The organism is Pseudomonas poae (assembly GCA_028869255.1).
Lineage (GTDB): Bacteria > Pseudomonadota > Gammaproteobacteria > Pseudomonadales > Pseudomonadaceae > Aquipseudomonas > Aquipseudomonas poae_C.
Window position 1 is genome coordinate 6368746 of record CP110972.1, and the last position, 23737, is coordinate 6392482.

The 23737-nt window shown below is 61.9% G+C and carries 19 protein-coding genes and 1 pseudogene; 6 read left to right on the forward strand and 14 right to left on the reverse strand.

Translation table 11 applies throughout. The features are described from left to right. Window positions 1–3: 3 nt before the first annotated feature. Genes creB through creD form a run of 3 tightly spaced genes read left to right on the forward strand, consistent with a single transcriptional unit; the run spans window position 4 to window position 3536 of the window. Complete coding sequence (creB, locus tag LRS56_28910) at window positions 4–672, forward strand: two-component system response regulator CreB (protein WDU62684.1); 669 nt, start codon at window positions 4–6, stop codon at window positions 670–672. Beyond that, window positions 672–2111 carry a two-component system sensor histidine kinase CreC gene (gene creC / locus LRS56_28915; protein WDU62685.1) on the forward strand — a complete coding sequence of 480 codons (1440 nt, stop codon included), beginning with the start codon at window positions 672–674 and terminating at the stop codon, window positions 2109–2111. Before creB ends, creC begins: the two co-directional genes overlap by 1 nt. A 51-nt stretch (window positions 2112–2162) precedes the next feature. Further along, entirely contained in the window at window positions 2163–3536 is a 1374-nt protein-coding gene (creD, locus tag LRS56_28920) for a cell envelope integrity protein CreD (protein WDU62686.1), read from the forward strand. Window positions 3537–3769: 233 nt separating this feature from the next. Here the strand turns inward: creD and LRS56_28925 are convergent, their stop codons facing one another. The 8 genes from LRS56_28925 to LRS56_28960 all read right to left on the reverse strand — a co-directional run bounded on the left by LRS56_28925 (window position 3770) and on the right by LRS56_28960 (window position 12759). Further along, complete coding sequence (locus tag LRS56_28925; GenBank protein ID WDU62687.1) at window positions 3770–4399, reverse strand: glutathione S-transferase N-terminal domain-containing protein; 630 nt, start codon at window positions 4397–4399, stop codon at window positions 3770–3772. 164 nt (window positions 4400–4563) lie between these two features. Then, window positions 4564–4746 carry a hypothetical protein gene (locus LRS56_28930; protein ID WDU62688.1) on the reverse strand — a complete coding sequence of 61 codons (183 nt, stop codon included), beginning with the start codon at window positions 4744–4746 and terminating at the stop codon, window positions 4564–4566. Beyond that, window positions 4743–5846, reverse strand: a complete 1104-nt coding sequence (locus tag LRS56_28935) for a PepSY-associated TM helix domain-containing protein (GenBank protein WDU62689.1) — start codon at window positions 5844–5846, stop codon at window positions 4743–4745. Before LRS56_28935 ends, LRS56_28930 begins: the two co-directional genes overlap by 4 nt. Before the next feature lie 61 nt (window positions 5847–5907). Beyond that, on the reverse strand, window positions 5908–8346 hold the full coding sequence (locus tag LRS56_28940; protein ID WDU62690.1) for a TonB-dependent siderophore receptor: 2439 nt from the start codon (window positions 8344–8346) through the stop codon (window positions 5908–5910). A gap of 207 nt (window positions 8347–8553) precedes the next feature. Then, window positions 8554–9522, reverse strand: coding sequence for a FecR family protein (locus LRS56_28945; protein WDU62691.1), 969 nt, complete (start codon window positions 9520–9522; stop codon window positions 8554–8556). Continuing rightward, the gene (locus LRS56_28950) at window positions 9519–10037 is read right to left on the reverse strand and encodes an RNA polymerase sigma factor (protein WDU62692.1); all 519 of its coding nucleotides are present in this window, start codon (window positions 10035–10037) and stop codon (window positions 9519–9521) included. Before LRS56_28950 ends, LRS56_28945 begins: the two co-directional genes overlap by 4 nt. A 95-nt stretch (window positions 10038–10132) precedes the next feature. Then, a complete protein-coding gene (locus LRS56_28955) occupies window positions 10133–10840 on the reverse strand; it encodes a 3'-5' exonuclease (GenBank protein WDU62693.1) in 708 nt (235 codons plus the stop codon). Further along, on the reverse strand, window positions 10837–12759 hold the full coding sequence (locus LRS56_28960; GenBank protein ID WDU65831.1) for a DUF294 nucleotidyltransferase-like domain-containing protein: 1923 nt from the start codon (window positions 12757–12759) through the stop codon (window positions 10837–10839). The genes LRS56_28955 and LRS56_28960 overlap by 4 nt, the downstream gene beginning before the upstream one ends. A gap of 246 nt (window positions 12760–13005) precedes the next feature. On the opposite strand from LRS56_28960, the gene LRS56_28965 reads away from it, so the two are divergent. Further along, window positions 13006–13452: a response regulator gene (locus tag LRS56_28965; protein WDU62694.1), complete on the forward strand. Its 447-nt coding sequence runs from the start codon at window positions 13006–13008 to the stop codon at window positions 13450–13452. 90 nt (window positions 13453–13542) lie between these two features. Here LRS56_28965 and LRS56_28970 read toward each other — a convergent pair whose 3' ends face one another. Beyond that, entirely contained in the window at window positions 13543–15720 is a 2178-nt protein-coding gene (locus tag LRS56_28970; GenBank protein ID WDU62695.1) for a malate synthase G, read from the reverse strand. 266 nt (window positions 15721–15986) lie between these two features. Here LRS56_28970 and LRS56_28975 point away from each other — a divergent pair. Next, window positions 15987–16500, forward strand: a pseudogene (locus LRS56_28975) (glycine cleavage system protein R). 223 nt (window positions 16501–16723) lie between these two features. Here LRS56_28975 and rarD read toward each other — a convergent pair. The 5 genes from rarD to LRS56_29000 form a co-directional block, all read right to left on the reverse strand. Beyond that, window positions 16724–17608 (reverse strand): EamA family transporter RarD, encoded by an 885-nt coding sequence (rarD, locus tag LRS56_28980; protein ID WDU62696.1) that lies wholly within the window; start codon window positions 17606–17608, stop codon window positions 16724–16726. A 173-nt stretch (window positions 17609–17781) separates the two neighbouring features. Further along, complete coding sequence (locus LRS56_28985) at window positions 17782–18756, reverse strand: serine/threonine protein kinase (GenBank protein ID WDU62697.1); 975 nt, start codon at window positions 18754–18756, stop codon at window positions 17782–17784. A 161-nt stretch (window positions 18757–18917) separates the two neighbouring features. Continuing rightward, window positions 18918–20816 carry a PhoX family phosphatase gene (locus LRS56_28990; GenBank protein ID WDU62698.1) on the reverse strand — a complete coding sequence of 633 codons (1899 nt, stop codon included), beginning with the start codon at window positions 20814–20816 and terminating at the stop codon, window positions 18918–18920. A 79-nt stretch (window positions 20817–20895) separates the two neighbouring features. Next, a complete protein-coding gene (locus tag LRS56_28995) occupies window positions 20896–21660 on the reverse strand; it encodes a TOBE domain-containing protein (protein WDU62699.1) in 765 nt (254 codons plus the stop codon). Window positions 21661–21717: 57 nt separating this feature from the next. Continuing rightward, on the reverse strand, window positions 21718–22455 hold the full coding sequence (locus LRS56_29000) for a ComF family protein (GenBank protein WDU62700.1): 738 nt from the start codon (window positions 22453–22455) through the stop codon (window positions 21718–21720). A gap of 92 nt (window positions 22456–22547) precedes the next feature. Between LRS56_29000 and bioB the strand changes: the two genes are divergently transcribed. After that, window positions 22548–23603: a biotin synthase BioB gene (gene bioB, locus LRS56_29005; GenBank protein WDU62701.1), complete on the forward strand. Its 1056-nt coding sequence runs from the start codon at window positions 22548–22550 to the stop codon at window positions 23601–23603. The last annotated feature ends 134 nt before the right edge of the window (window positions 23604–23737 follow it).

The following is a 23737-nucleotide window of genomic DNA, read 5'->3' on the forward strand; positions in this document are numbered from 1 at the left end:
CCCATGCCGCATATCCTGATTGTCGAAGACGAAGCGGCAATAGCCGACACGCTGATATTCGCCTTGCAAGGCGAGGGCTTTACCACCACCTGGCTGAGCCTCGGCCAGGAGGCGCTGGCCCATCAGCGCCAGACCCCGGCCGATCTGATCATCCTCGACATCGGCCTGCCGGATATCAGCGGTTTTGAAACCTGCAAGCAACTGCGCCGTTTCAGCGAAGTACCGGTGATGTTCCTGAGTGCCCGGGATGCTGAAATCGACCGCGTGGTGGGCCTGGAGATCGGCGCCGACGACTATGTGGTCAAACCGTTCAGCCCACGCGAAGTGGCGGCGCGGGTACGGGCGATCCTTAAACGGGTAGGGCCGGGAACGGCCCCGGCGGTGTTCCAGGTGGACCTGGAGCGTATGCAGATCAGTTATCGTGGCCAAGCCCTGAGCCTCACGCGCCATGAATTCCGCTTGCTGCAAAGCCTGCTCGAGCAGCCCGAGCGGGTATTCAGCCGCGAGCAATTGCTGGACGCGGTCGGTGTGCCCGCTGACGCCGGTTACGAGCGCAATATCGACAGCCATATCAAAAGCCTGCGTAGCAAATTGCGCAGCGTGGCGGCGGATGCCGAGCCGATCCAGACCCATCGTGGCCTCGGCTACAGCTACAGCCCGAGCAACAGCTGATGCGCCTGGGGCTGCGGATTTTCCTGGTGTACGCGCTGTTTATCGGCCTGACCGGCTACTTTGTGCTCAACACCGTGATGAAGGAAATCCGCCCCGGCGTGCGCCAGTCCACCGAAGAAACCCTGGTGGACACCGCCAACCTGCTGGCCGAAATCCTGCGCGATGATGTAAAAAACCACACCCTTGGCCAGAGCCACTGGCCCGAACTGCTCAAGGCCTACGGCAATCGCCAGCCGGGGGCGACCATCTGGGGCTTGCCGAAAAACCAGGTCAACCACCGTATCTACGTCACCGACGCCCAGGGCAGGGTGTTGCTCGACTCCACGGGCGAGGCGGTGGGCCAGGACTACTCCAAGTGGAACGACGTGTACCTGACCCTGCGCGGCGAATACGGCGCGCGTTCCACCCGCAGCGAGCTGGATGACCCGACCTCGTCGGTGATGCACGTGGGCGCGCCGATCCGCGAAAACGGCCAGATCATCGGCGTGGTCACGGTGGCCAAGCCCAACAGCTCGTTGCAGCCTTATGTCGACCGCACTGAACGCCGCCTGCTGTGGTACGGCGCCGGTCTGGTGATCCTCGGCCTGTTGCTCGGCGCGCTGCTGTCGTGGTGGCTGAGCGTTGCGCTGAGGCGATTGACCGCTTATGCCGAAGCCGTCAGCGAGGGCCGCCGCGCTGAGCTGCCGCATTACCGCGGCGGTGAACTCAAGCAGTTGTCCACCGCCGTGGAGCACATGCGCACGCAGTTGGAGGGCAAGGCTTACGTCGAGCATTACGTGCACACCCTGACCCATGAATTGAAAAGCCCGCTGGCGGCGATTCGCGGCGCGGCGGAGCTGCTTCAGGGGGAGATGAGCCGCGAGCAGCAGCAGCGCTTTGTGGGCAATATCGACAGCGAAAGTGCGCGCCTGCAACAGCTGATCGAACGTCTGCTGAACCTGGCGCAGGTGGAACAGCGCCAGGGCCTCGAAGAGCAGGCGAGTATCCCGTTGGCGGCCTTGGTCGAGGAGGTACTCAAGGCCCAATGTGCGCGCATCGAAGGGGCCGGCTTGCAGGTCGAGCAGGCGATTGGCCGCGAGGTGAACGTGTTCGGCGAACCCTTCCTGTTGCGCCAGGCGTTGGGCAACCTGCTGGACAATGCCCTGGATTTCACCCCGCCCGGCGGCGTACTCACCTTCAGCGCACACACCCGGCACAGCGATGTGCAGGTCAGCCTGTTCAACCAGGCCGCGCCGATTCCCGACTATGCCTTGCCGCGCCTGAGCGAGCGCTTCTACTCGCTGCCGCGCCCGGCCAGCGGGCGCAAAAGCACCGGCCTGGGCCTCAACTTTGTCGAGGAAGTGATGAAGCTGCACGGCGGCGCGTTGCAGATCGGCAACGTACCGGGCGGGGTGCAAGTGGTGCTGCATCTCCACACAGTCTCCACATTGCCCACATAAATCCCCCACACGCGCTGCGCAGACTCTCCCCATCAAAACAGGGAGAGACCCATGAACCGCAGCCTGCTTTTCAAACTTGGCGCGATTGCGCTGCTGATCCTGCTGTTGCTGATTCCGTTGCTGATGATCAACGGCATCATCGCCGACCGCCAATTCACTCGCGACCAGGTGCTGACGGACATCGCCCGCAGTTCAAGCTTTGCCCAGCGACTTACCGGCCCGGTGATGGTGGTGCCGTACCGCAAGACCGTGCGCGAGTGGAAACTCAATGAAAAGCTCAACAAACGCTACGAGGAAACCCGTGAAGAGCGCGGTCGTCTGTATTTCCTGCCGGACCGTTTTGAACTCGACGGCAAGGTGCAAACCGAACTGCGTGCACGCGGCATTTACCAGGCGCGGCTGTTCCATGCCGACAACCGCATCAGCGGGCGTTTCGAGTTGCCTGCGCAGCTGGGGATCAGCGAAAACTTTGCCGATTACCGCTTTGAACCGGCGTTTCTGGCGGTGGGCATCAGCGATATTCGGGGCATTGAAAACGCGCTGATGCTTGAGCTGGGTAACCAACGCGTGGAGTTCTCACCGGGTACTCAAGTGGACTGGCTGGGGGAGGGCGTGCATGTGGCGCTGCCGGAGCAGGACAGCAAAAAGCCGGCCGTGGTGGACTTCGCCTTCGACCTGCGCCTGCAAGGCACCGAACAACTGCAAGTGGTGCCGGTGGGCAAGACCAGCCAGGTGTCACTCGCTTCCAACTGGCCACACCCAAGCTTTATCGGCAACTTTCTGCCGGCGCAACGTGACGTCACCGATAGCGGCTTTACCGCCAACTGGCAGACCACGTTCTTTTCCACCAACCTCGAACAGGCCCTGCAAACCTGCCTGGACGGGCAGGGCTGCGACGGTTTCAACAATCGCAGCTTCGGCGTGAACTTCATCGACCCGGTGGACCAGTACCTCAAGAGCGACCGTGCGATCAAATATGCGCTGCTGTTTATCGCCCTGACCTTTGCCGGCTTCTTCCTCTTCGAAGTGCTGAAGAACCTGGCGGTGCACCCGATTCAATATGCCTTGGTGGGCTTTGCGCTGGCGTTCTTCTACCTGTTGCTGTTGTCGTTGTCCGAGCACCTGGGTTTTGCCCTGGCTTACCTCATCTCCGCGAGTGCCTGTGTGCTGTTGATTGGTTTCTACGTGTGCCACGTGCTGCGCAGCGTCGCCCATGGCCTGGGTTTCTCGGCGGGGCTGACGGCGTTATATGGCTTGTTGTACGGGCTGCTGAGTGCCGAGGATTACGCACTGTTGATGGGCTCGCTGCTGCTGTTCGGCCTGCTGGGTACCGTGATGGTGCTGACCCGCAAGCTGGATTGGTACGGCGTGGGCAAGCGCAAGGCGGCCGAGCCGCTGCAATTTGACCTGGAGGCGGTGCAATGATCGGCTTGCGTGAAGATCAACAAATGAAGGCACAGCTGGTGGCGAGGATCAACCTGCTGTTTCCCGTGGAAAGCAGGCTTTTGTGGCGAGCGGGCTTGCCCGCGTTGGGCTGCGAAGCTGCCCCAAAACCAGCCAGCACCGTTCTAATTGAAGCACCGCGGTGTATGGGCTAGGGGCTGCTGCGCAGCCCAACGCGGGCAAGCCCGCTCGCCACAGGGGATTCGCTTTGTCAGTTATGCCGGAGGCTGGGTCTGCAGCATCGAAGGCCGCTGGCTGACCTCGGCGTACCAGGCCGCAAGCTGTGGGTTATCGGTGCGCCATTGCATATCCGGGTGGCGGAAGTCGAGGTAGCCCAGGGCGCAGGCGACGCTGATCGAGGCGACATCAAAGCGGCTGGTCAGCTCGACGATGGCCTCCTGTTCCAGCTCGGCGAGGGCGCGACGGATCTTGTTGCGCTGCTCCTCGAGCCACTGATCCCAGTGTTTTTCCACCGGGCGCAGGGCCGACTCATAACGCACCAGCACGGCGGCGTCCATGATGCCGTCGGCCATCGACGCCAAAGTCAGGCGCCGCCAGCGGGCGGAGCCGTCGCGGGGGATCAGCGGGTTGCCGACGTGCTGGTGGTCGAAGTAGTCGAGGATCACGCGGCTGTCATGCAATACGCTGCCGTCGGCCAGGCGCAGGGCGGGGATCTTGCCCACGGGGTTGCCTTGCACCACGTGCGTATCCGGGTTGACCGGTGTCGGCGTGCAGTTTTGCAGGGCCACGCGATCCTGTTGACCGGTCTCGATCAGCAGCACGCGCACTTTGCGCACAAAGGGTGAAGCAGGGTTGTGGAACAAGGTCATGCTGGGGGCGGACATGGGCATTCCTCGAAATGGACTGTGGCTAGCCTAGAGGGTTGCACGGTGGCTGGCGAGGGGGCATCGCGGTGTTTTTGAGGACCTTATCGCAGGCAAGCCAGCTCCCACAGTTGGATGTGTGAACACAGTCAAATGGGGGAGCGGGCTTGCCCGCGATGGCGTCCTCAGCCGCGCCGCTTGACCAGCCCCCATACACCGATTACCGCGGGTATCCCGAGCCCGACCCAACTGAGCGAATCCCACCCGCCATCCCCGAGCAGCGCGGCAAACAGGCCGGCCGCGCTGAGCAGGCCAATCCCCAGCGGAATCCCGAATACCTTCCAGAAACTCGACTGACGCGGCTTCATGCCTTGGCCGCCTTGCGCCGGACTATCCACAGATAAACCCCGCTGCCCAGCACAATGATGGTCAGCACATCCAGCACCGCCCAGAGGATTTTCATCGGCATGCCGCCGTAATCGCCAAAGTGCAACGGCTGGGACATGCCCATGGCGTCCATGTACCACGGCCGTTCGGCAATGGCGGTGACGGCCAGGGTGCGGGCGTCGATCAACACCGGCGTGAGCAGGTGCGAGGTCAGGTGGGTGCTGCCCTTCATGAACACCGCGTAATGGTGCTCGCTGGAAAACCGCGTACCGGGGAAGGCGATAAAGTCCGGCTGCATGCCGGGTGCGGCCTTGGCGGCGATGCTCAGCAACTCGGTGGCCGGTGCGCGTTGGGTCAGCGGCGGCGCATTTTTGTAGGGCTCGATCATCGCGCTGAGGCTGTCCTGGCGCCAGGCGGCGATGATCAGGTCGGCGCAGGCACTGATCACCCCGGTCACGCCCACCACCAGTGCCCAGGTCAGGGTGACCACACCGATCAGGTTATGCAGGTCGAGCCAGCGCAGGCGGGTGGATTTGCCTTGGCGCACGGTGGCGAACTTCAAGCGACGCATAAACGGCAGGTACAGCACCGTGCCCGAGACAATCGCCACCACAAACAGAATGCCCATGAACGCCAGCAGCAACTTGCCCGGCAGGCCGGCGAACATATCCACATGCAGGCGCAACAGGAACAGCGTGAAGCCGCCATTCGCCGATGGCATTTCTACGGCATCCCCGGTGCGGGCATCGAGCATGAAGGTGTGCGACGAATTGGGTTCGGTGCCGGCCGTGGCGGCCATGATCGCGATCACGCCGTTCTGGTCGTCTTCGTCCCAGGCCAGGTATTGCATGGCCTCGCCGGAGCGATGGGCCTGGGCCTTGGCCACCAGTTGCTCAAGATTCAGTTGGGGAGTATCGGCGGGCATTTGCGCCAGCTCAGGCTCGTTGCCCAGCAGGTGGTCGATCTCGTGATGAAACACCAGCGGCAAGCCGGTCAGGGCGAGCAGCAGCAGGAATACCGTGCAGATCAGGCTGGTCCAGGTGTGGATGAAGGACCAGCGGCGGATGGTTTTGCTTTTCATCACGGCTCCAAAGGCAAAAGGGCCGCGGTTCAGGCGGCCCTTCGTAAGCGGTTTTACCGTCTTAGAATTTGTAGTTCACGCTGGCGACCACGTTACGCTGGTCACCGTAGTAGCAGTAGAACCCGTCGCAGGTAGACAGGTAGTCCTTGTTGAAGATGTTCTTGGCGTCGACTGCCACGGTTACACCCTTCATGGAGCTGTTCACACGGCCAAGGTCGTAGTGCACCGAGGCATCGTAAACAGTGTAGGAACCTACATGACCAAGGTCGGTGTTGGTGGCGTTGCCGTAAGTGTCGCCGACGTAGCGTACGCCCGCTCCAACCCCGAACCCATCCAGCAGGCCGCTGCGCCAGGTGTAGTCGGCCCAGCCTGTGGCTTGGTTGCGTGGCAGCTGATTCATACGATTGCCTTCTTCACCGGCTGCGCCCTTGGTGATTTCGCTGTCGTTATAGGTATACGAACCCACCAGCTTCAGGCTTTCGGTAACATCGGCGCTGGCTTCCAGTTCCAGGCCGCGAACGCGCACTTCACCGACTTGCCGAGTGATGCTGCCCTCGGTCACTGTGGAGTTCTGTTGGGTCAGATCGAATACCGCAGCCGTAAACAGGGCCTTGGTGCCCGGCGGCTGATATTTGATTCCCGCCTCATACTGTTTGCCTTCTGTCGGCTTGAATGCCCCGGTAGTACCCACTTGGGTGCCGGAGCCTGCCTGGAAGGATTCGGCATAGGACAAGTAAGGCGTGATGCCGTTATCGAACACATAGCTGAGTGCGGCGTTGCCACTGAAGTGTTTGTCGCGCTGGGTGTTAGTGGCGTCATTCGCGTTGTGGAAAGTGGTGCCGGTATGTACCCAATCTTCACGCCCGCCGAGCGTCAGACGCCAGTTGTCCAAGGCCATCTGGTCCTGAACGTACAGACCGGTTTGCTGGGTCTTCTGGGTATAGTCGTACATAGTGAAATACTGGACGTTGGAGAAGTCCTGCCCATACACCGGACGGTTGAAGTTGATGGTCGGCACGCCTGCCGAACCCCACAACCAGCGCGCATCGCTGGTGGAGCGCTGATGGTCGAGGCCCAGTAACAGCGTGTGGCTCACAGCGCCAGTCTGGAAGTCGGCCTGGAAGTTGTTGTCGACGGCGAACTGGCCGATGTTTTCATCCACCTTACCGGCAGAACGACTGACGTTGCCATCGGCGTCCACCGCGACCTCAGGACCATTCGGGAAGAACGCACCACCGGCGGTGATACCTTGAAACGACAGGTCGTTCTTGGTGTAGCGCAGGTTTTGATGGAACTGCCAGGTGTCGTTCAATCGCGTTTCAAAGGCGTAGCCCAGCGCGTAGTAAGTGCGATCGTAGAATTCCCAGTCCGGATCGCCCAGGTTCTTGTGGTGGGAGATCTTGCCGGCCGGCGAACTCAATTTTGTGCCTTGTAATGGCAGGAACTGCCCGGTGATGCCGGTATCGTCACGGGTGAACTGGGTCAGCAGCGTCAGCTTGGTGTCGTCGTTGATATTCCAAGTGAGGCTTGGGGCGACGTTGTAGCGCTTGTCCGGGATGTGATCCACCGGGGTGTTGCTGTCACGCACCACGCCGCTGACGCGATACAGGAATTGGCCTTCGTCGTCGATCTTGCCGGTGCTGTCGAAGTTGATCTGCTTGTGGTTGTTGCTACCGGCCTGCACCTCGATTTCGTTTGAGCTTTCAGCCTGGGGGCGACGGCTGACCATATCCAGCAAGCCGCCTGGAGGGGTTTGCCCGTAAACCGACGACGCCGGGCCGCGCAGGACAGCAATACGCTCAAGGTTCCAGGTGTCGATCTTCGGTGTCGCGTAGTTGCCTTTGGGCAGTGGCAGGCCATCGAGGAATTGCGTTGGGACAAAACCGCGTACCAGCAGCCAGTCACTGCGCGAATCTGAGCCATAACCAGAGCTCTGCACGCCAGCGGTGTAGCGCAGCGCATCGTTGAGGTTAAGAACTGAGCGGTCTTCCATTTGTTTGCGGGTGATCACCGTGACTGAACGAGGGAGTTCGGCAATGGGTGTATCCGTCTTGGTGCCGGCGGCTGTGCGGGTTGCTACATAACCGTCCACCGGGCCCCAGGCGCTTTCATAACTGCCTTGGCCGGTGATATTGGTCACCGGCAGCGCCATCACGCCCTCCGGAACCGCCACCAGCGAATACGTCCCGGCACTGCTCTGCTCCAGCTGCAACCCCGTCCCACGCAACGCCTCACGCAGCGCGCCCTGCGGGTCGAACTGGCCCTGGACCGGTGCCGAGGTCTTGCCCGATGCCAGTGCCGGGTTGAGGGTCAGTGCCAGGCCGGCCTGGCTGGCGATCTGGTTCAGGGTGCTGGCCAGTGGCGCGGCCGGCAGGTTGTAGGCGCGCACGCTGGACGCCTGTTCGGCGGCGATCAGCGCGGTGCTGGCCAGCGGGGCGCTGAGGGCAATGGCCACGGCTAACAGGCTGGGGCGCAACAAGGTGTCTAGCGTGCGGGACATAGGGCGGCTCCTGAATGGAAGTAATTCGCAATTGCCTATGTGCCGAGCGAGATTCAAAAAGTGATAGGGCCGGATGAAAATATTTTTTCCGGGGTGTTCCTGAGTGCCGCTTCGCAGGCAAGCCAGCTCCCACCGTTTGATGTGTGAACACGGTCAAATGTGGGCGCTGGCTTGCCTGCGATAGCAATCGCCCAAGCACCACCAAACCTAAGGCTTGGCGCTAACCGTCACCCACCACGGCGTGTGCTGCTCGATCTGCACCGGCAGGGTCGGCAACAGGGCGTTGAGCGCCAGCGTGGTGTCATGCAGCGGGAAGCTGCCGGTGATACGCAGGTCGGCCACCTGTTTATCCACACCCAGGTGGCCGGTGCGGTAACGGCCGAGTTCCGCCACCACATCGCCCAGGCGGGCGTTGTCGACCACCAGCATGCCGCGTGTCCAGGCGTCGGTGGCCGGGGTGACGGCCAGCACAGGGCCGAGGCCATCGCTGCGCATCAGCACTTGCTGGCCTTCCTTGAAGATCTGTTCCTGGTGCAGCGCCTCGGGCTGGGCGCCCACCGCCGATTGCAACACGCTCAAGCGTGTGGCGTGGTCTTCGCGCTTGACGATAAACCGCGTGCCCAGCGCCCGCAGGCTGCCGTCGCGGGTTTGTACATAGAACGGGCGCGCATCGTTGTGGCCGGTCTCGACGAGGATTTCGCCTTCCTGCAACACGATCAGCCGACGCTTTTCATCAAAACGCACATCGATGGCACTGTGGGTATTGAGGTTGATCAGCGTGCCGTCCGCCAGCTTCAGCGTGCGCTGCTCTCCAGTGGCGGTGCGCTGGTCGGCCAGCCAGTAGTGGATCGGCAGGTAGCGCTCGCCGGCAAACAACGCCAGGCCAATCACCAGCGCGATACTCGCCAGACCGCTGCCCATTTTGCGCACACGCTGGCGAATGCCTTCGCGTGACTGCAGCAGCGCCGCCCGCGCCGGGCCCGAAGCCACGCTGAAACGCTGGTCGAGCATGCCCAATTGGCGCCATGCGCGGGCATGCTCTTCGTTGCTGGCCAGCCACTTGCTGAATTCTTCGCGCTCTACCGCGCCGCCGTCGCCCGAATCCAGCGACAACTGCCAGGCAATCGCCGCATCCAGCACACGGGCCGACACCGGCTTGGAACTGATCACCGTCATTGCGGTTCGCCATACAGGGCGATGTAGCACTGGCGAATGCCCTGCGCCAGGTACTGCCGCACGCGTGGCACGGACACGCCCAGGCGCTGGGCGATTTGCGCGTGGCCCAGGCCGTCGAGGCGGTTATACAGGAACGCGGCGCGGGCCTTGCTCGACAGCTTGCCGAGCAAGCGGTCGATGGCCTTGAGGTCTTCGAGGATCAGCTGCTGTGCTTCCGGCGAGGGGTGTTCGCTTTCCGGGATCAGCATCAGTTCGGTGAGGTAGGCCTGTTCCAGGGCGGCGCGGCGGAAGTAGTCGAACAGCAAGCCTTTGGCGATGGCCACCAGAAACGCCCGTGGCTCGCGAGGTTCGCGCAGCTCGTCACGGCCCAGCAGGCGCATGAAGGTGTCCTGGCTCAGGTCTTCGGCGCGGCTCGGGCAGGCCACATTGCGCCGCAGCCAGGCCAACAGCCAGCCGCGATGGTCGCGATACAACGCTCCAACAAGCTCACTGTGTGGGTTCTGGACCGACGACAAGGCATCACCGAATAAAAGTTTAAACTAACGAGAATTATTCGCGATTGTGTCAGAGGGCGGGAATGGGCGCAATTGGCGTCTGTCGGGAGATGGCATTAAAACGATGGCGCTTGTTTACGCCGTTTCCATTGGCTCAAACGCTCCTGCAACGCCTGAGGCGTATCGATTTGCTGGCGGCGCGCACGGCTGAACAGGATCAGCATCAGCTCTGCCGTGGCCAGGGCATCGGCGCTGGCGTGATGGCGCTCACCCACTTGCAGGTTGAAGTGGTTGATCCAGTCGTCCAGCCCGGCCTCGCGGATATGCGCCTCGGGGCACACCAGCGGGGCGATCTCGGCAACATCAAGAAACGGATGGGTCAGGCGGTAACCCAGGCTGTCCTTGAGCGCCCGGCACAGCATGTGTTGATCGAACGGCGCATGAAACGCCAGCAGCGGGCTGTCGCCGACAAACGCCATAAAGTCCAGCAACGCCTCGGCCGGGTCGCTGCCAGCGGCGATCGCGCTGGGCCCCAGGCCGTGGATCAGCACGCTGGGGCTGAGTTTGGTTTCGGCGCGGTGCAGGGTGCGTTCGAACAGCTGGGAAAAATCCACCGCGCCGTCCTCGATCACCACCGCGCCGATGGACAGCACCTGGTCGCGGTTGAGGTTCAGGCCGCTGGTTTCCAGGTCCACCACCACCCAGCGCTGGCTTTGCAGCAGCCCGTCCCCCAACGTCGCAGGCTTGGGCAGTTGCTCCAGACGCCGTTGTTGCGTGGCGTCGAGCCCGGGTTTGGCCGCACGCAGCCAGCCGAACAGGCTCACAGCTGGTACCGCAAGGTCAGGCTGCTTTGCAGGCGCTGGGCCTGGCGCAGCGATTCACGCAGGATGCGCCGGTCCAGATGGTTAAGGCTGTCGGGGTCGACGCGGTTGGAATACGCCTGGTTTTCGCGGCTCTGCAACTGGTGCTGCTGCATGCGGGTCTGCTGGATAAAGTGGTAAGCCTCTTCATAGGCCGCGCCGTCCAGCGGCTCGATGACTTCCTTGACCACTAGCTGGCGCAGGCGCTCCAGGGTGTTGTTGGCGTGGATGCCATTGGCCAGCGCCAGCAACCGCGCACCATCCACAAACGGCGTCAGGCCCTGCACCTTGAGGTCGAGGGTGGCCTTCTCGCCGCCCTTGCGCGTCAGCACAAACTCGCGAAAACGCCCCACCGGCGGGCGCTGGCGCAAGGCGTTCTCGGCCAGCATGCGTTGGAACAGGCGGTTATCCGCTACCTGGTCGAGAATCCCCTGGCGCAGTTGCTCGCAGCCGCGTTCATCGCCCCACACCACGCGCAAGTCGAAGTAGATGCTGGAGCTCAACAGGTTTTCCGGGGTTGCCTCGCGGATAAACGCCCCGAAACGCCGCGCCCACTCGGCCCGTGACAAGCACAGTTCGGGGTTGCCGGCCATGATATTGCCCTTGCACAGGCTGAAGCCGCACAACGCCAGGCTCTGGTTGATCTGCTGCGCCAGGGGCAACAGACGCCCACGGATCATCGCGGCTTCGACGGCGTCCTTGGCGTCGAACAGGATGCCGTTGTCCTGGTCGGTGTACAGCGTCTGCTCACGCCGGCCCTCGCTGCCGAAACACAGCCAACTGAACGGCACGCCCGGGTCGCCTTTTTCGGCCAGGGTCAGCTCGATCACCCGGCATACCGTGTGATCATTGAGCAGCGTAATAATGTGGGTGATCTGGGTCGACGACGCGCCATGGGCGAGCATGCGCTCCACCAACTGGCCGATCTCGCCGCGAAGCGCCACCAGGTTTTCCACCCGGGGTGCATTGCGGATGGTGCGGGCCAGGTGCACCAGGTCGACCCGTTGCAGGGAAAACAGGTCGCGCTCGGACACCACGCCACACAAGCGCTGGTCCTTGACCAGGCAGACGTGGGCGATATGCCGCTCGGTCATGGCGATCGCGGCGTCAAAGGCGCTGTGGTCCGGGGTCAGAAAGAACGGCGCCTGGGTCATATGGCCGTCGATGCCCTGACTGAAATCGCCGGTGCCGTCCGCCACCACTTGGCGCAGATCGCGCAGGGTGAAAATTCCCAGCGGCGCCTTATGCTCGTCGACGATCACAATGCTGCCGACCTGCTGCTCGTGCATCAGCGTCACCGCCTCGCGCAGCGGTGTTTGCGGGCTGCAGGTGACCGGGTGGCGCATGGCCAATTCACCCAGGCGAGTGTTCAGGGAGTATTGAGTGCCGAGGGTTTCCACGGCTTTTTGCTGCACTTGCTGGTTGACCTGGTCGAGCAGGCTGCTGACGCCACGCAGGGCAAAGTCGCGAAACGGGCTGGACAGCGCGAACAGCTTGATAAAGGCCGGCTTGTTCAGTTGCAGGCAGAAGGTATCTTCGGCGGCCTTGTGCTCGGTGCGGGTCGCCCGCTCACCCAATAGCGCCGCCAGGGGGAAGCATTCGCCGGTGGTGATTTCGAAGGTGGTTTGTGTTGAATCCGGCCGCTCTCCCACCACACGGCCCTGCTTGACGATGTAAAAGTGCTCGACCGGCCCGCCCGACGGCTTGAGGATGCTGTCGCCGGGGCCGAAGAAGCGTAGTTGGCACTGTTCCACCAGAAACGCCAGGTGCGCGTGTTCCATCTGGTTGAACGGCGGGAAACGTTGCAGGAACTGCAGGGTGCCGTGAATGTTCTGCAATACGGCAGTTTTCCCCGCCTGCGCGAAGGCATCAGCTTTACTCATAACAGTGACCGCATTTTTGTTGTCTTTATCGTCCTGCATGGTCGACTCCTGAGCGGCGGGTGCCCATTGGACGTAAGTCTAGGTCGATGAACACGCCGCAAAACTAAGGAAAAACCTTACATGACTATCGTCCAAACCCCGTAGAACACCCACTAGTCAAACTTTCCGACGAAGTGCACATTGTTCGCCCTTCCGCAGATGTCTGACGAGTGTGCTGGGAGATTGATGAGAACTGCTGAGAACCGTATGTCCGACCACGATATTTTGAGTGATGCCGAGCGCGAGGCGCTAAGCGCCGTCATGCTGGAACCTGATTTACCGCCACAACGCGTGTTGATTGTTGACGACGACAAGGACGCGCGTGAACTGCTGGCGGAGATCCTGGGTCTGGACGGTATTCGCTGCATGACCGCCGACAGCGGCAAGTCAGCCTGGGAGTTGTTGAGCTCCAGCAGTTCCATTGGTTTGCTGATCACCGACCTGCGCATGGCACCGAGCAATGGCTTGGAGCTGATCCGAAAAGTACGCGGCTCCACCCGGGCGGCGTTGCCGATCATCATCATGTCGGGGGACGCCGAAGCGCCGGATGTGATTGATGCGATGCATTTGAGCGTGGTGGACTTTTTGCTCAAGCCGATTGATAGCGTGAAGCTGGCGAAGATGGTGAAGCGTGAACTGGGGATGGCTTCCTGATTTTGCAGTGATTGGGCTTGCTCGCGAAAGCGCCGGCCCAGTCACCACAAAAGTAAAAAGGCCCTGATCTCTCGATCAGGGCCTTTCTATTTACAGGCCGTTTTTAGCCTTGAACTCCCGACGCCGGCGATGCAACACCGGCTCCGTGTAGCCATTCGGCTGCTGGGTCCCTTCTATCACCAACTCCACCGCCGCCTGGAACGCGATGTTGCTGTCGAAATCCGGTGCCAGTGGGCGGTACAGCGCGTCACCCGCGTTTTGACGGTCCACTACCGGCGCCATGCGCTTGAGGCTTTCCATCACCTGGGCTTCATTGACGATGCCGTGGCGCAGCCAGTTGGCAATGTGCTGGCTGGAGATGCGCAGGGTGGCGCGGTCTTCCATCAGGCCCACATCGTTGATGTCCGGCACCTTTGAACAGCCCACGCCCTGGTCGATCCAGCGCACGACATAGCCGAGGATGCCCTGGGCGTTGTTGTCCAGCTCATTGCGGATTTCTTCGTCGGACCAATCGGTGTTGCTGGCCAGAGGAATCGTCAGGATATCGTCCACCGACGCACGCTCGCGCTTGGCCAGTTCGGCCTGGCGGGCGAAGACGTCGACCTTGTGATAGTGCAACGCGTGCAGCGCGGCGGCGGTTGGCGAAGGCACCCAGGCGGTGTTGGCGCCGGCCAGTGGGTGAGCGATTTTCTGTTCGAGCATCGCCGCCATCAGGTCGGGCATGGCCCACATGCCTTTGCCGATCTGCGCACGGCCTTGCAGGCCGGTGCTCAAGCCGATATCGACGTTCCAGTTTTCGTAGGCACCGATCCACTTCTCGGCCTTCATGGCGGCTTTGCGCACCATCGCGCCAGCTTCCATGGAGGTGTGGATCTCGTCGCCGGTACGGTCGAGGAAGCCGGTGTTGATAAACACCACACGTTCGCTGGCCGCCTTGATGCAAGCTTTGAGGTTGACCGTGGTGCGGCGCTCCTCGTCCATGATCCCGACTTTGAGGGTGTTGCGCGGCAGGTTCAGCACCTCTTCGATGCGGCCGAACAGCTCGTTGGTGAACGCCGCTTCTTCGGGGCCGTGCATTTTCGGTTTCACGATGTACACGGAACCGGTGCGGCTGTTCTTGCGGCTGCTATTGCCGTTGAGGCTGTGGATCGCCGCCAGGCTGGTAAGCAAGCCGTCGAGAATGCCTTCCGGCACTTCGTTGCCGTCTTTGTCGAGGATCGCGTCGATGGTCATCAAGTGGCCAACGTTGCGCACAAACAGCAGCGAACGACCGTGCAGCGTCACGTCCTGGCCATCTACGCCGGTGTAGACGCGGTCGGCGTTCATGGTGCGGGTGAAGGTCTTGCCGCCCTTGGCCACTTCTTCGGCCAGGTCGCCCTTCATCAGGCCGAGCCAGTTGCGGTAAATCACCACTTTGTCATCGGCATCGACGGCGGCGACGGAGTCTTCGCAGTCCATGATGGTGGTCAGCGCGGCTTCCATCAGCACGTCTTTGACGCCGGCCGCGTCGGTCTGGCCGACCGGGGTGGCGGCGTCGATCTGGATTTCGAAATGCAGGCCGTTGTGTTTCAGCAAGATCGCAATCGGCTCGGCCGCAGGGCCCTGGAAACCGATCAACTGGGCATCGTCGCGCAGGCCGCTGTTGCTGCCGCCCTTGAGGCTGACGATCAGCATGCCGTCGACAATCTTGTAGCCGGTGGAATCGACGTGGCTGCCGGCGCTGAGCGGCGCGGCTTCGTCGAGGAAGGCGCGGGCGAAGGCGATGACCTTGTCGCCACGCACTTTGTTGTAGCCCTTGCCCTTCTCGGCGCCGTCGGCTTCGCTGATCGCGTCGGTGCCATACAGCGCGTCGTACAGCGAACCCCAGCGTGCATTCGAGGCGTTGAGGGCGAAGCGGGCGTTCATCACCGGCACTACCAGCTGCGGGCCGGCCATGCGGGCAATTTCGTCATCGACGTTTTGGGTCGAGGCCTGGAAGTCTGCGGCTTCTGGCAGCAGGTATCCGATGTCTTGCAGGAAGGCTTTGTAGGCCACCGGGTCGTGCGCCTGGCCGGCGTGGGTCTGGTGCCAGGTGTCGATCCGCGCCTGGAAATCGTCGCGTTTGGCGAGTAGGGCTTTGTTCTTCGGTGCCAGGTCGTGGATGACCTTGTCGGCGCCGGCCCAGAACTGGTCGGCAGTAATGCCGGTACCGGGAATGGCTTCGTTATTCACGAAGTCGAACAGGACTTTGGCGACCTGCAGGCCACCGACTTGAACGTGTTCAGTCATTGCTTGCCTCACTCTGCGGAGCTTATGCGCTTTTTCAGATTTTCATTATGTAGTGCACGGTTGGGCATACTACATGATGACTTGCGGTTGTGAAAATTAGACTAAATACGTCGTTTAGCGACCCACTTTGGTCGTACGGTCACAGTAGAGCCTTGGATGTTCTCAAAAAACTATTGGATTGTTCCAGATAAATATAAAAATGGTACACGATTTGTTTTAAGGGGCTTGCGAGTCCACCTTGTAGATTGAATTCAGAGGGCTTCGCCATGGACCATCTTGTACTCACTATTATCGCCGCCGACAAACCCGGCCTGGTTGAACGCATCGCGCAGAACATTGCGGCCCACGGCGGCAACTGGCTGGAAAGCCGTATGGCGCATATGGCCGGGCAGTTTGCCGGGATCCTGCGGGTCAGTGTGCCGACCGAACAGCGTCAGGCGCTGGTCGGCGCGTTGGAGGACTTATCCACACACGGTATTCGCGTGCTGGTGGGCGAGGGCAGCACGGGGGCAGGCTTCGGCCTCCAAGTCGATTGTAATGACGCTGGTGGGCAATGATCGCTCGGGCATCGTGCGCGAGATCACGGCGCTGCTGAGCAAGCAGGGCGTGAACCTGGAGAGCCTGAGCACCGATGTGCGCCCGGCGCCCATGAGTGGTGATCCATTGTTTACCGCTGAGGCACTGTTGCGGGTGCCGGCAGCGTTACCCCTGGATACCTTGCAGCTGTCCCTCGAGACCTTGGCCGACGACTTGATGGTAGAGCTGCACCACGAGGAATAATCTGCCCACACGGTTATGCATGGAAATCTTGCATGGGCCTGTGGATAACCTGTAGAGACCCGGCCCTAGGCCACGCGGGCCGGGCTTGTGCGCTGTTTGAGCAAAAAACGAGCAGTTTCAAGGGCTTGTGCACAAATGGCGGGGATCAGGTTGTGGATAACCTTGGGGTGGATGTCTGCAAGCCACGCGCGCTGTGGCTTGCAGAGGTTTGTACGTTATTTGATCAGCGTTTGCGCACGCTCAGCCACGCATCCAGGCTGTAAACCACCAGGCCGGCCCAGATAAACGCGAAGGCGATCAGGGTGCTCGTTGCCAAGTGTTCGCCGAACAGCAGCACCGCTTCCAGCAGCACCAGAGTCGGTGCCACGTACTGCAAAAAGCCCAGCGCGGTGTAGGGCAAATGCCGGGCGGCAGCGTTGAAACACACCAGCGGAATCAGCGTCACCGGGCCTGCCGCCACCAGCCACCAGGCTTCGGACGTGCTCCAGAATTCAAGCTGTGCACTGTGCGCCGACGGGTTGAACAGCAACCACGCCACGGCAATCGGCACCAGCATCCAGGTTTCCACCACCAGCCCGGGCAATGCTTTGACCGGCGCCTGCTTGCGGATCAGGCCGTAAAAACCGAAGGTCAGCGCCAGCACCAGCGACACCCACGGCAAGCTGCCCACCTGCCACACCTGTTGCGCTACGCCCACCGCTGCCAGGCCCACGGCCACCCACTGCAAACGACGCAGGCGTTCGCCGAGGATCAGCATACCCAGCAACACATTCACCAGCGGGTTGATGTAGTAACCCAGGCTCGCTTCCAGCATGCGCCCGCTGTTCACCGACCACACATAGGTTAGCCAGTTGGCTGCAATCAACGAGCCGCTGAGGGCCAGGATCGCCAGGCGTTTGGGGTTGTCACGCAGTTCGCGGAACCAGCCAGGGTGTTTCCACACCATCAACAGCAAACCGCCGAACAGTGCCGACCAGAGTACGCGGTGAACAATGATTTCGGCGGCGGGTACGCTGGCGATGGCTTTGAAGTAGAGCGGGAACAGGCCCCAGATGACATAGGCACTCAGGCCCAGGATGTACCCCTTGCGGGGGTTGGCGGCGTGCATTGCAGAATCCTTGCTTAGGCAGCTAACAAAGCGCAATTGTAAGGATTTTTGTCAGGGGATGTGTGCTGAAAAATCATGTAGGAGCCGGCTTGCCGGCGATGGCGTGCGAACGATCAACATTGATCTCAAGGACCTGATCGCCGGCAAGCCGGTTCCTACAAGGGTGAGGTGCGTCAGAAAAGTTTCAGCGGTTCTTCGTTGAGCGCCGACAGCTGCTCACGCAACGCCAACACCTGATTACCCCAATACCGCTCGCTGCCGAACCACGGGAAGCTGTGGGGGAACGCCGGGTCATCCCAACGCCGCGCCAGCCAGGCACTGTAGTGCATCAGGCGCAAGGCGCGCAGGGGTTCGATCAGCGCCAGTTCGCGGGGATCGAAATCATGGAATTCCTGGTAGCCGTCCATCAATTCCGAGAGTTGGCCCAGGCACTCCTGGCGATCACCGGCGAGCATCATCCACAGGTCCTGCACGGCCGGGCCCATGCGGCAGTCGTCCAGGTCGACGATATGGAACATCTCATCGCGGCACATCATGTTGCCGGGGTGGCAATCGCCGTGCATGCGGATGTTCTTGTGTGGCGTGGCCTTGTACACCTCTTCCACGCGCTTGAGCAGGTCGCGGGCGACCGACTCATAGGCCGGCAGCAGGCTCTTGGGAATGAAATTGCCTTCGAGCAAGGTGTTGAGGGAGTCGTGACCGAAGTTCTTCACCCCCAAGGCTTCGCGGTGTTCGAACGGGCGGGTGGACCCCACCGCGTGCAAACGGCCAAGCAACTGCCCGAGGCGATAGAGTTGATCCAGATTGCCCGGCTCCGGCGCACGGCCGCCACGGCGAGGGAACAGGGTGAAGCGGAAACCTGCGTGTTCGAACAGGCTTTCGCCGTTATGAATCATCGGTGCGACCACTGGTACGTCGCATTCGGCCAATTCGAAGGTGAAGCGGTGTTCTTCGAGGATCGCTTCGTTGGTCCAGCGCTGGGGGCGGTAGAACTTGGCGATCAGCGGTTCGGAGTCTTCGATGCCCACTTGATACACGCGGTTTTCGTAGCTGTTGAGCGCCAGAACGCGAGCATCGCTGAGAAAACCGATACTTTCGACGGCGTCGAGTACCAGGTCGGGGGTGAGTGTTTCAAACGGGTGAGCCATGCGAACTCCTGCGCGCAGCAGGGCGCCGCGTCCGGCCGGGTATGGTAACAGCATAGATAGGCGGTGGCTGTGCGGACGCCTTCGCGGGCAAGCCCGCTCCCACAGTTTGAAAGGTGAATACGTTCAAGTGTGGGAGCTGGCTTGCCTGCGATGAGGGCCTGTCAGGCGCCGACTATCCCGCCATCATCCCGCCGAATCGCCATCACCGACGAACGCGGCTTGCCATTGGGCAGGTGCTCCGGCCAGGTCGAACCGCCGGTTTCGCCCGGGTGCTGAATCCCCACGAACAGGGTTTTCTGATCCGGCGAGAAGCTGATACCCGTGACCTCGCAGGCCACCGGCCCAACCATGAAGCGCCGGATTTCCCCGGTGCTCGGGTCGGCGCACAGCATCTGGTTATTGCCCATGCCGGCGAAGTCGCCCGCGTTGCTGTAGTCGCCGTCGGTCAGAATCCACAGGCGCCCGGCTTTGTCGAAACCCAGGCCATCGGGGCTGTTGAACATGTTTTGCGGGTTGATATTCGACGAGCCACCTTTGGGCGTGCCGGCATGCACGCCGGGGTTGCCGGCCACGACAAACAGGTCCCAGGTGAACTCGGTGGCGCCGTGGTTATCGGCGTCAGCCTTCCAGCGCAGGATCTGGCCGTAGATGTTTTTCTCACGGGGGTTGGGGCCGCCCACCGGCTGGCCGTCTTCACCGCGCTTGGCGTTGTTGGTCAGGGTGCAGTAGACCTGGCCGTCGCTGGGGCTGACCACGATCCATTCCGGGCGGTCCATGCGCGTGGCCTTCACCACACTGGCAGCCAGGCGGGCGTGGATCAGCACTTCGGCCTGGCTGGCGAAGCCGGTACTGGCGTCAATGCCGTTTTTGCCGTGGGTCAACTCGACCCAGTGGCCCTTGCCCTTGGGGTGGTCGGCGTTGCCGTCGCCCGCGTCGAAGATGGCCACGTACAAGGTGCCGTGGTCGAGCAGGTCTTTGTTGGCCTTGGGGTTCTTGTGATTGATCTTGTCGCGACTGACGAATTTGTAGATGAACTCGCCGCGCTCGTCGTCGCCCATGTACACCACGGCGCGGCCGTCGCGGGTTTCGGCCAGGGCCGCGTTCTCGTGCTTGAAGCGGCCCAGGGCCGTGCGCTTGGCGGGTGTGGATTGCGGGTCGAACGGGTCGATTTCCACTACCCAGCCATGGCGATTGAGTTCATTGGGGTTCTTGGCGATGTCGAAACGCGGGTCGTGCGGGTGCCAGTTGATCTCCTTGCTGGCCGCTACCACGCCGTAGCGCTTCTGCCCGGCATCGAAGGTTTGTTGTGGGTTGCTGCTGCCGAAGCAGTCGGTGAAGTTCTCTTCGCACGTCAGGTAAGTGCCCCACGGCGTCTTGCCGTTGGCGCAGTTCTGGAAGGTGCCGAGGACTTTTTTACCGGTTTTGTCGGCGCTGGTTTTCATCCACGCATGGCCGGCCGCGGGGCCGCTGACGCGGATCGGCGAGTTGCCGTGGATGCGCCGGTTGTAGCGCGAGTCCTGGACGAACTGCCAGGTGTCGCCCTTGCGCCGCACTTCGATCACCGACACGCCTTCACTGGCCAGGGCCTTGCGCACGTCTTCGGCCGATTGCGGTGCTCCGCCGTGGGCGTAGAGGTAGCGGTAATTGGTGTATTCGTTGTTGATCGCCATCAGGGCGCGGTTGTCATCGCCGGGGAAGGCGAACAGGCTCATGCCGTCGTTATTGTCACCGAACTGCTGTTCCTGGGCGATGGCCGTGCCGTTGCCGGAAGGGTCGAAGGCCGGCGCGCTCTTGCTCAACGGCTGGCCCCAACTGATCAGCACCGAGGCGCTATAGCCTGGCGGCAGGGTAATGGCGTCGCTGGTGGCGGCGGCGATGCTGGCAAAGCCCAGCAACGGGCTGGCCGTGGCAGCGTTGACGGCCAGCGCGCTGCGGGTCAGCAGGTTGCCGCCGAGGAACATCGCGGCACCGCACAGGGCACCGGCGCCGATAAAGCGACGACGGGTGAGGCCGACCATTTGTTCGAGGTCGGTGGCTTGGTTTTCTTCTAATAGGCTCATATCAGGCTCCCTGCGGTTTTTGCAGACACCATAAGGAGCGGGCGTGACGAAATTGTTGCAGTTAGAAGATGGGCGGCGGCTAAACCGGTGTGCCGAGCAGCACATTGCTCGGTGAGAATTGCACCTGGATCGCCTGGCCCTCGGCCGCGCCCAGAGCCGTGAGCGCCTCGGGCTGCGCCAGCGCGCATAAAACCAGGCCATTGGGCAGGGCGATCCGCACTTCGCTGGGGCCATCGTCGGCGTCGAGAATGGCGTCGACCGTGCCGCTTATACAATTGTGTCCAGGTGTTGCGAGCTGCTGCGGCGCGAGCAATTCCAGCCAGCCGGCCTTGATCAGTGCCACCACTTCTACGCCGGTTTCCAGTTCCAGGCGTTGGGTGCTGTCGTGGGTAATCTGTGCTTGCAGGGTCAGCCCGCCGGCCAGTTGCAGGCGGATCAAGTCGTTGCGGCCATGGCTTTCAATCGCCAGGACCTGGCCGTGCAATTGATTGCGCGCACTGGTGCGCAGCATCAAGCGGCCCAGCAGGTTGAAGTCGCTGGCGGCTTCATCCGAGCCCAGCACCTCGGCCTGTAACACTTGCAGGCGCTGGTAAAGGCGCAGCACGCGCTCGCCCTCGGCCGTCAGCTTGGCCCCGCCGCCGCCCTTGCCGCCGACGCTGCGCTCCACCAGCGGGTTTTGCGCCAGATTGTTCAGTTCATCAATGGCGTCCCAGGCAGCCTTGTAACTCAGGCCGGCGCTTTTGGCGGCGCGGGTGATGGAACCTTGTTGCGCAATATGCCCCAGCAACGCGATGCGTTGCGGGCGGCGGATGATGTGTTGGCTGAGGGACGTCGGCAGAGACATGGCGATACGCTTGAATAAGATGCGTCGACGTTGCAGCCCCGGCGCGCGCGCGTCAAGTCAGGCGCCCGGTTTGGGTGTGCGGGCCAGGCAGTAGACGTCGACCTGCCGCGCCCCGGCGCGCATCAACAGGCGCGCCAGGCTATGGGCGGTGGCGCCGGTGGTGAGTACGTCGTCGACCAATGCAAAGTGCCGATCCTGCACCGGGGCGCCGGGTGCCAGGGCAAAGGCGCCGAGCAGGTTGCGTTGGCGGGTCTTGGCGTCGAGGGCTTGCTGGGCGACGGTTTCATGGGGGCGTAACAACAGGTGTTCATCGTGTTCGATGGCGAGGTCGTGACTGAGCCAACGCGCCAGCATCAGGGCCTGGTTATAGCCGCGTTCGCGCAGGCGCCTGGGGGCCATGGGCACCGGCAGCAGGCAGTCGGGGCGGGTCAGTTCGTGATTGTCGAAGCGATGGCGCAGGTGGTGCCCCAGCAGGCGGCCCAGCAGATGCCCAAGCGGCCAGCGCGCCTGATGCTTGAAGCGGCTGATCAGGGTGTCGACCGGAAAGCTGAACGTCCAGGGCGCGATCACCTGTTTAAAGGCCGGTGGCTGTTTCTGGCATTGCCCGCATATCAGGCCCGCCATCGGCAAGGGCAGGGCGCACACGTCGCAGTGCTCCATCAGCCAGGGCAGCTCGGTTTCGCAGGCGTTGCACACACAATCGGCCGATTCCGTTGCTTCATCGCAGATTAAACACGTCTGAGTGTTTTTTAACCAGATGTAAACTTGGTGTTTGTATCCAGGTTGACAGTGCATGAATCTTCCTTAAATATGCCAAGCATCCGTGTCGCGCCTGTGGGTATTGCCGTTCCCGCAGCGCTTGCCCAAGCATAATCAAGGAATCGCCCATGAGCGCCAGCACCACCGCCACTTTGCGTCACGATTGGTCCCTAGCCGAAGTCAAAGCGTTGTTCGTGCAGCCGTTCAATGATCTGTTGTTCCAGGCGCAGACCGTGCACCGTGCGCACTTCGACGCCAATCGCGTGCAGGTGTCGACCTTGCTGTCGATCAAAACCGGCGCCTGCCCGGAAGATTGCAAATATTGTCCGCAGTCGGGCCACTACAACACCGGCCTGGAAAAAGAAAAGCTGATGGAAGTGCAGAAGGTCCTCGAAGAGGCCGCCCGCGCCAAGGCCATCGGTTCGACGCGCTTCTGCATGGGCGCCGCCTGGAAGCACCCGTCGGCCAAAGACATGCCGTACGTGCTGCAGATGGTCAAAGGGGTGAAGGCCATGGGCCTGGAAACCTGCATGACCCTCGGCCGTCTCGACCAGGACCAGACCGAGGCCCTGGCCCAGGCTGGTCTCGATTACTACAACCACAACCTGGATACCTCGCCGGAGTTCTACGCCAGCATCATCACCACCCGCACCTACAGCGAGCGCCTGCAAACCCTGGCCTACGTGCGTGATTCGGGGATGAAGATCTGCTCGGGCGGCATCCTCGGCATGGGCGAGTCCCTCGACGACCGCGCCAACCTGCTGATCCAGCTGGCCAACCTGCCGGAGCACCCGGAGTCGGTGCCGATCAACATGCTGGTGAAAGTCGCCGGTACGCCGCTGGAAAACGCCGAAGACATCGACCCCTTCGATTTCATCCGCATGCTGGCCGTGGCGCGCATCCTGATGCCGCAATCGCATGTGCGCCTGTCGGCCGGCCGTGAAGCGATGAACGAGCAGATGCAGGCCCTGGCGTTCTTTGCCGGTGCCAACTCGATTTTCTACGGCGACAAACTGCTGACCACTGCCAACCCGCAGGCCGACAAGGACATGCAACTGTTCTCGCGCCTGGGGATTTTGCCGGAAGCCCGCGAAGAACACGCCGATGAAGTGCATCAGGCCGCGATCGAGCAGGCGCTGGTGGAGCAAAAGAGCAGCGAGCAGTTCTATAACGCTGTCGTCTGATTGGAATGTAATTCAAATGTGGGAGCGGGCTTGCTCGCGAACGCGGTGGGTCAGTCAGCTGAAGTGTTGGCTGAAGAATTGCCTTCGCGAGCAAGCCCGCTCCCACATGTCTAACCGTGTTCACCCCGCTTGAC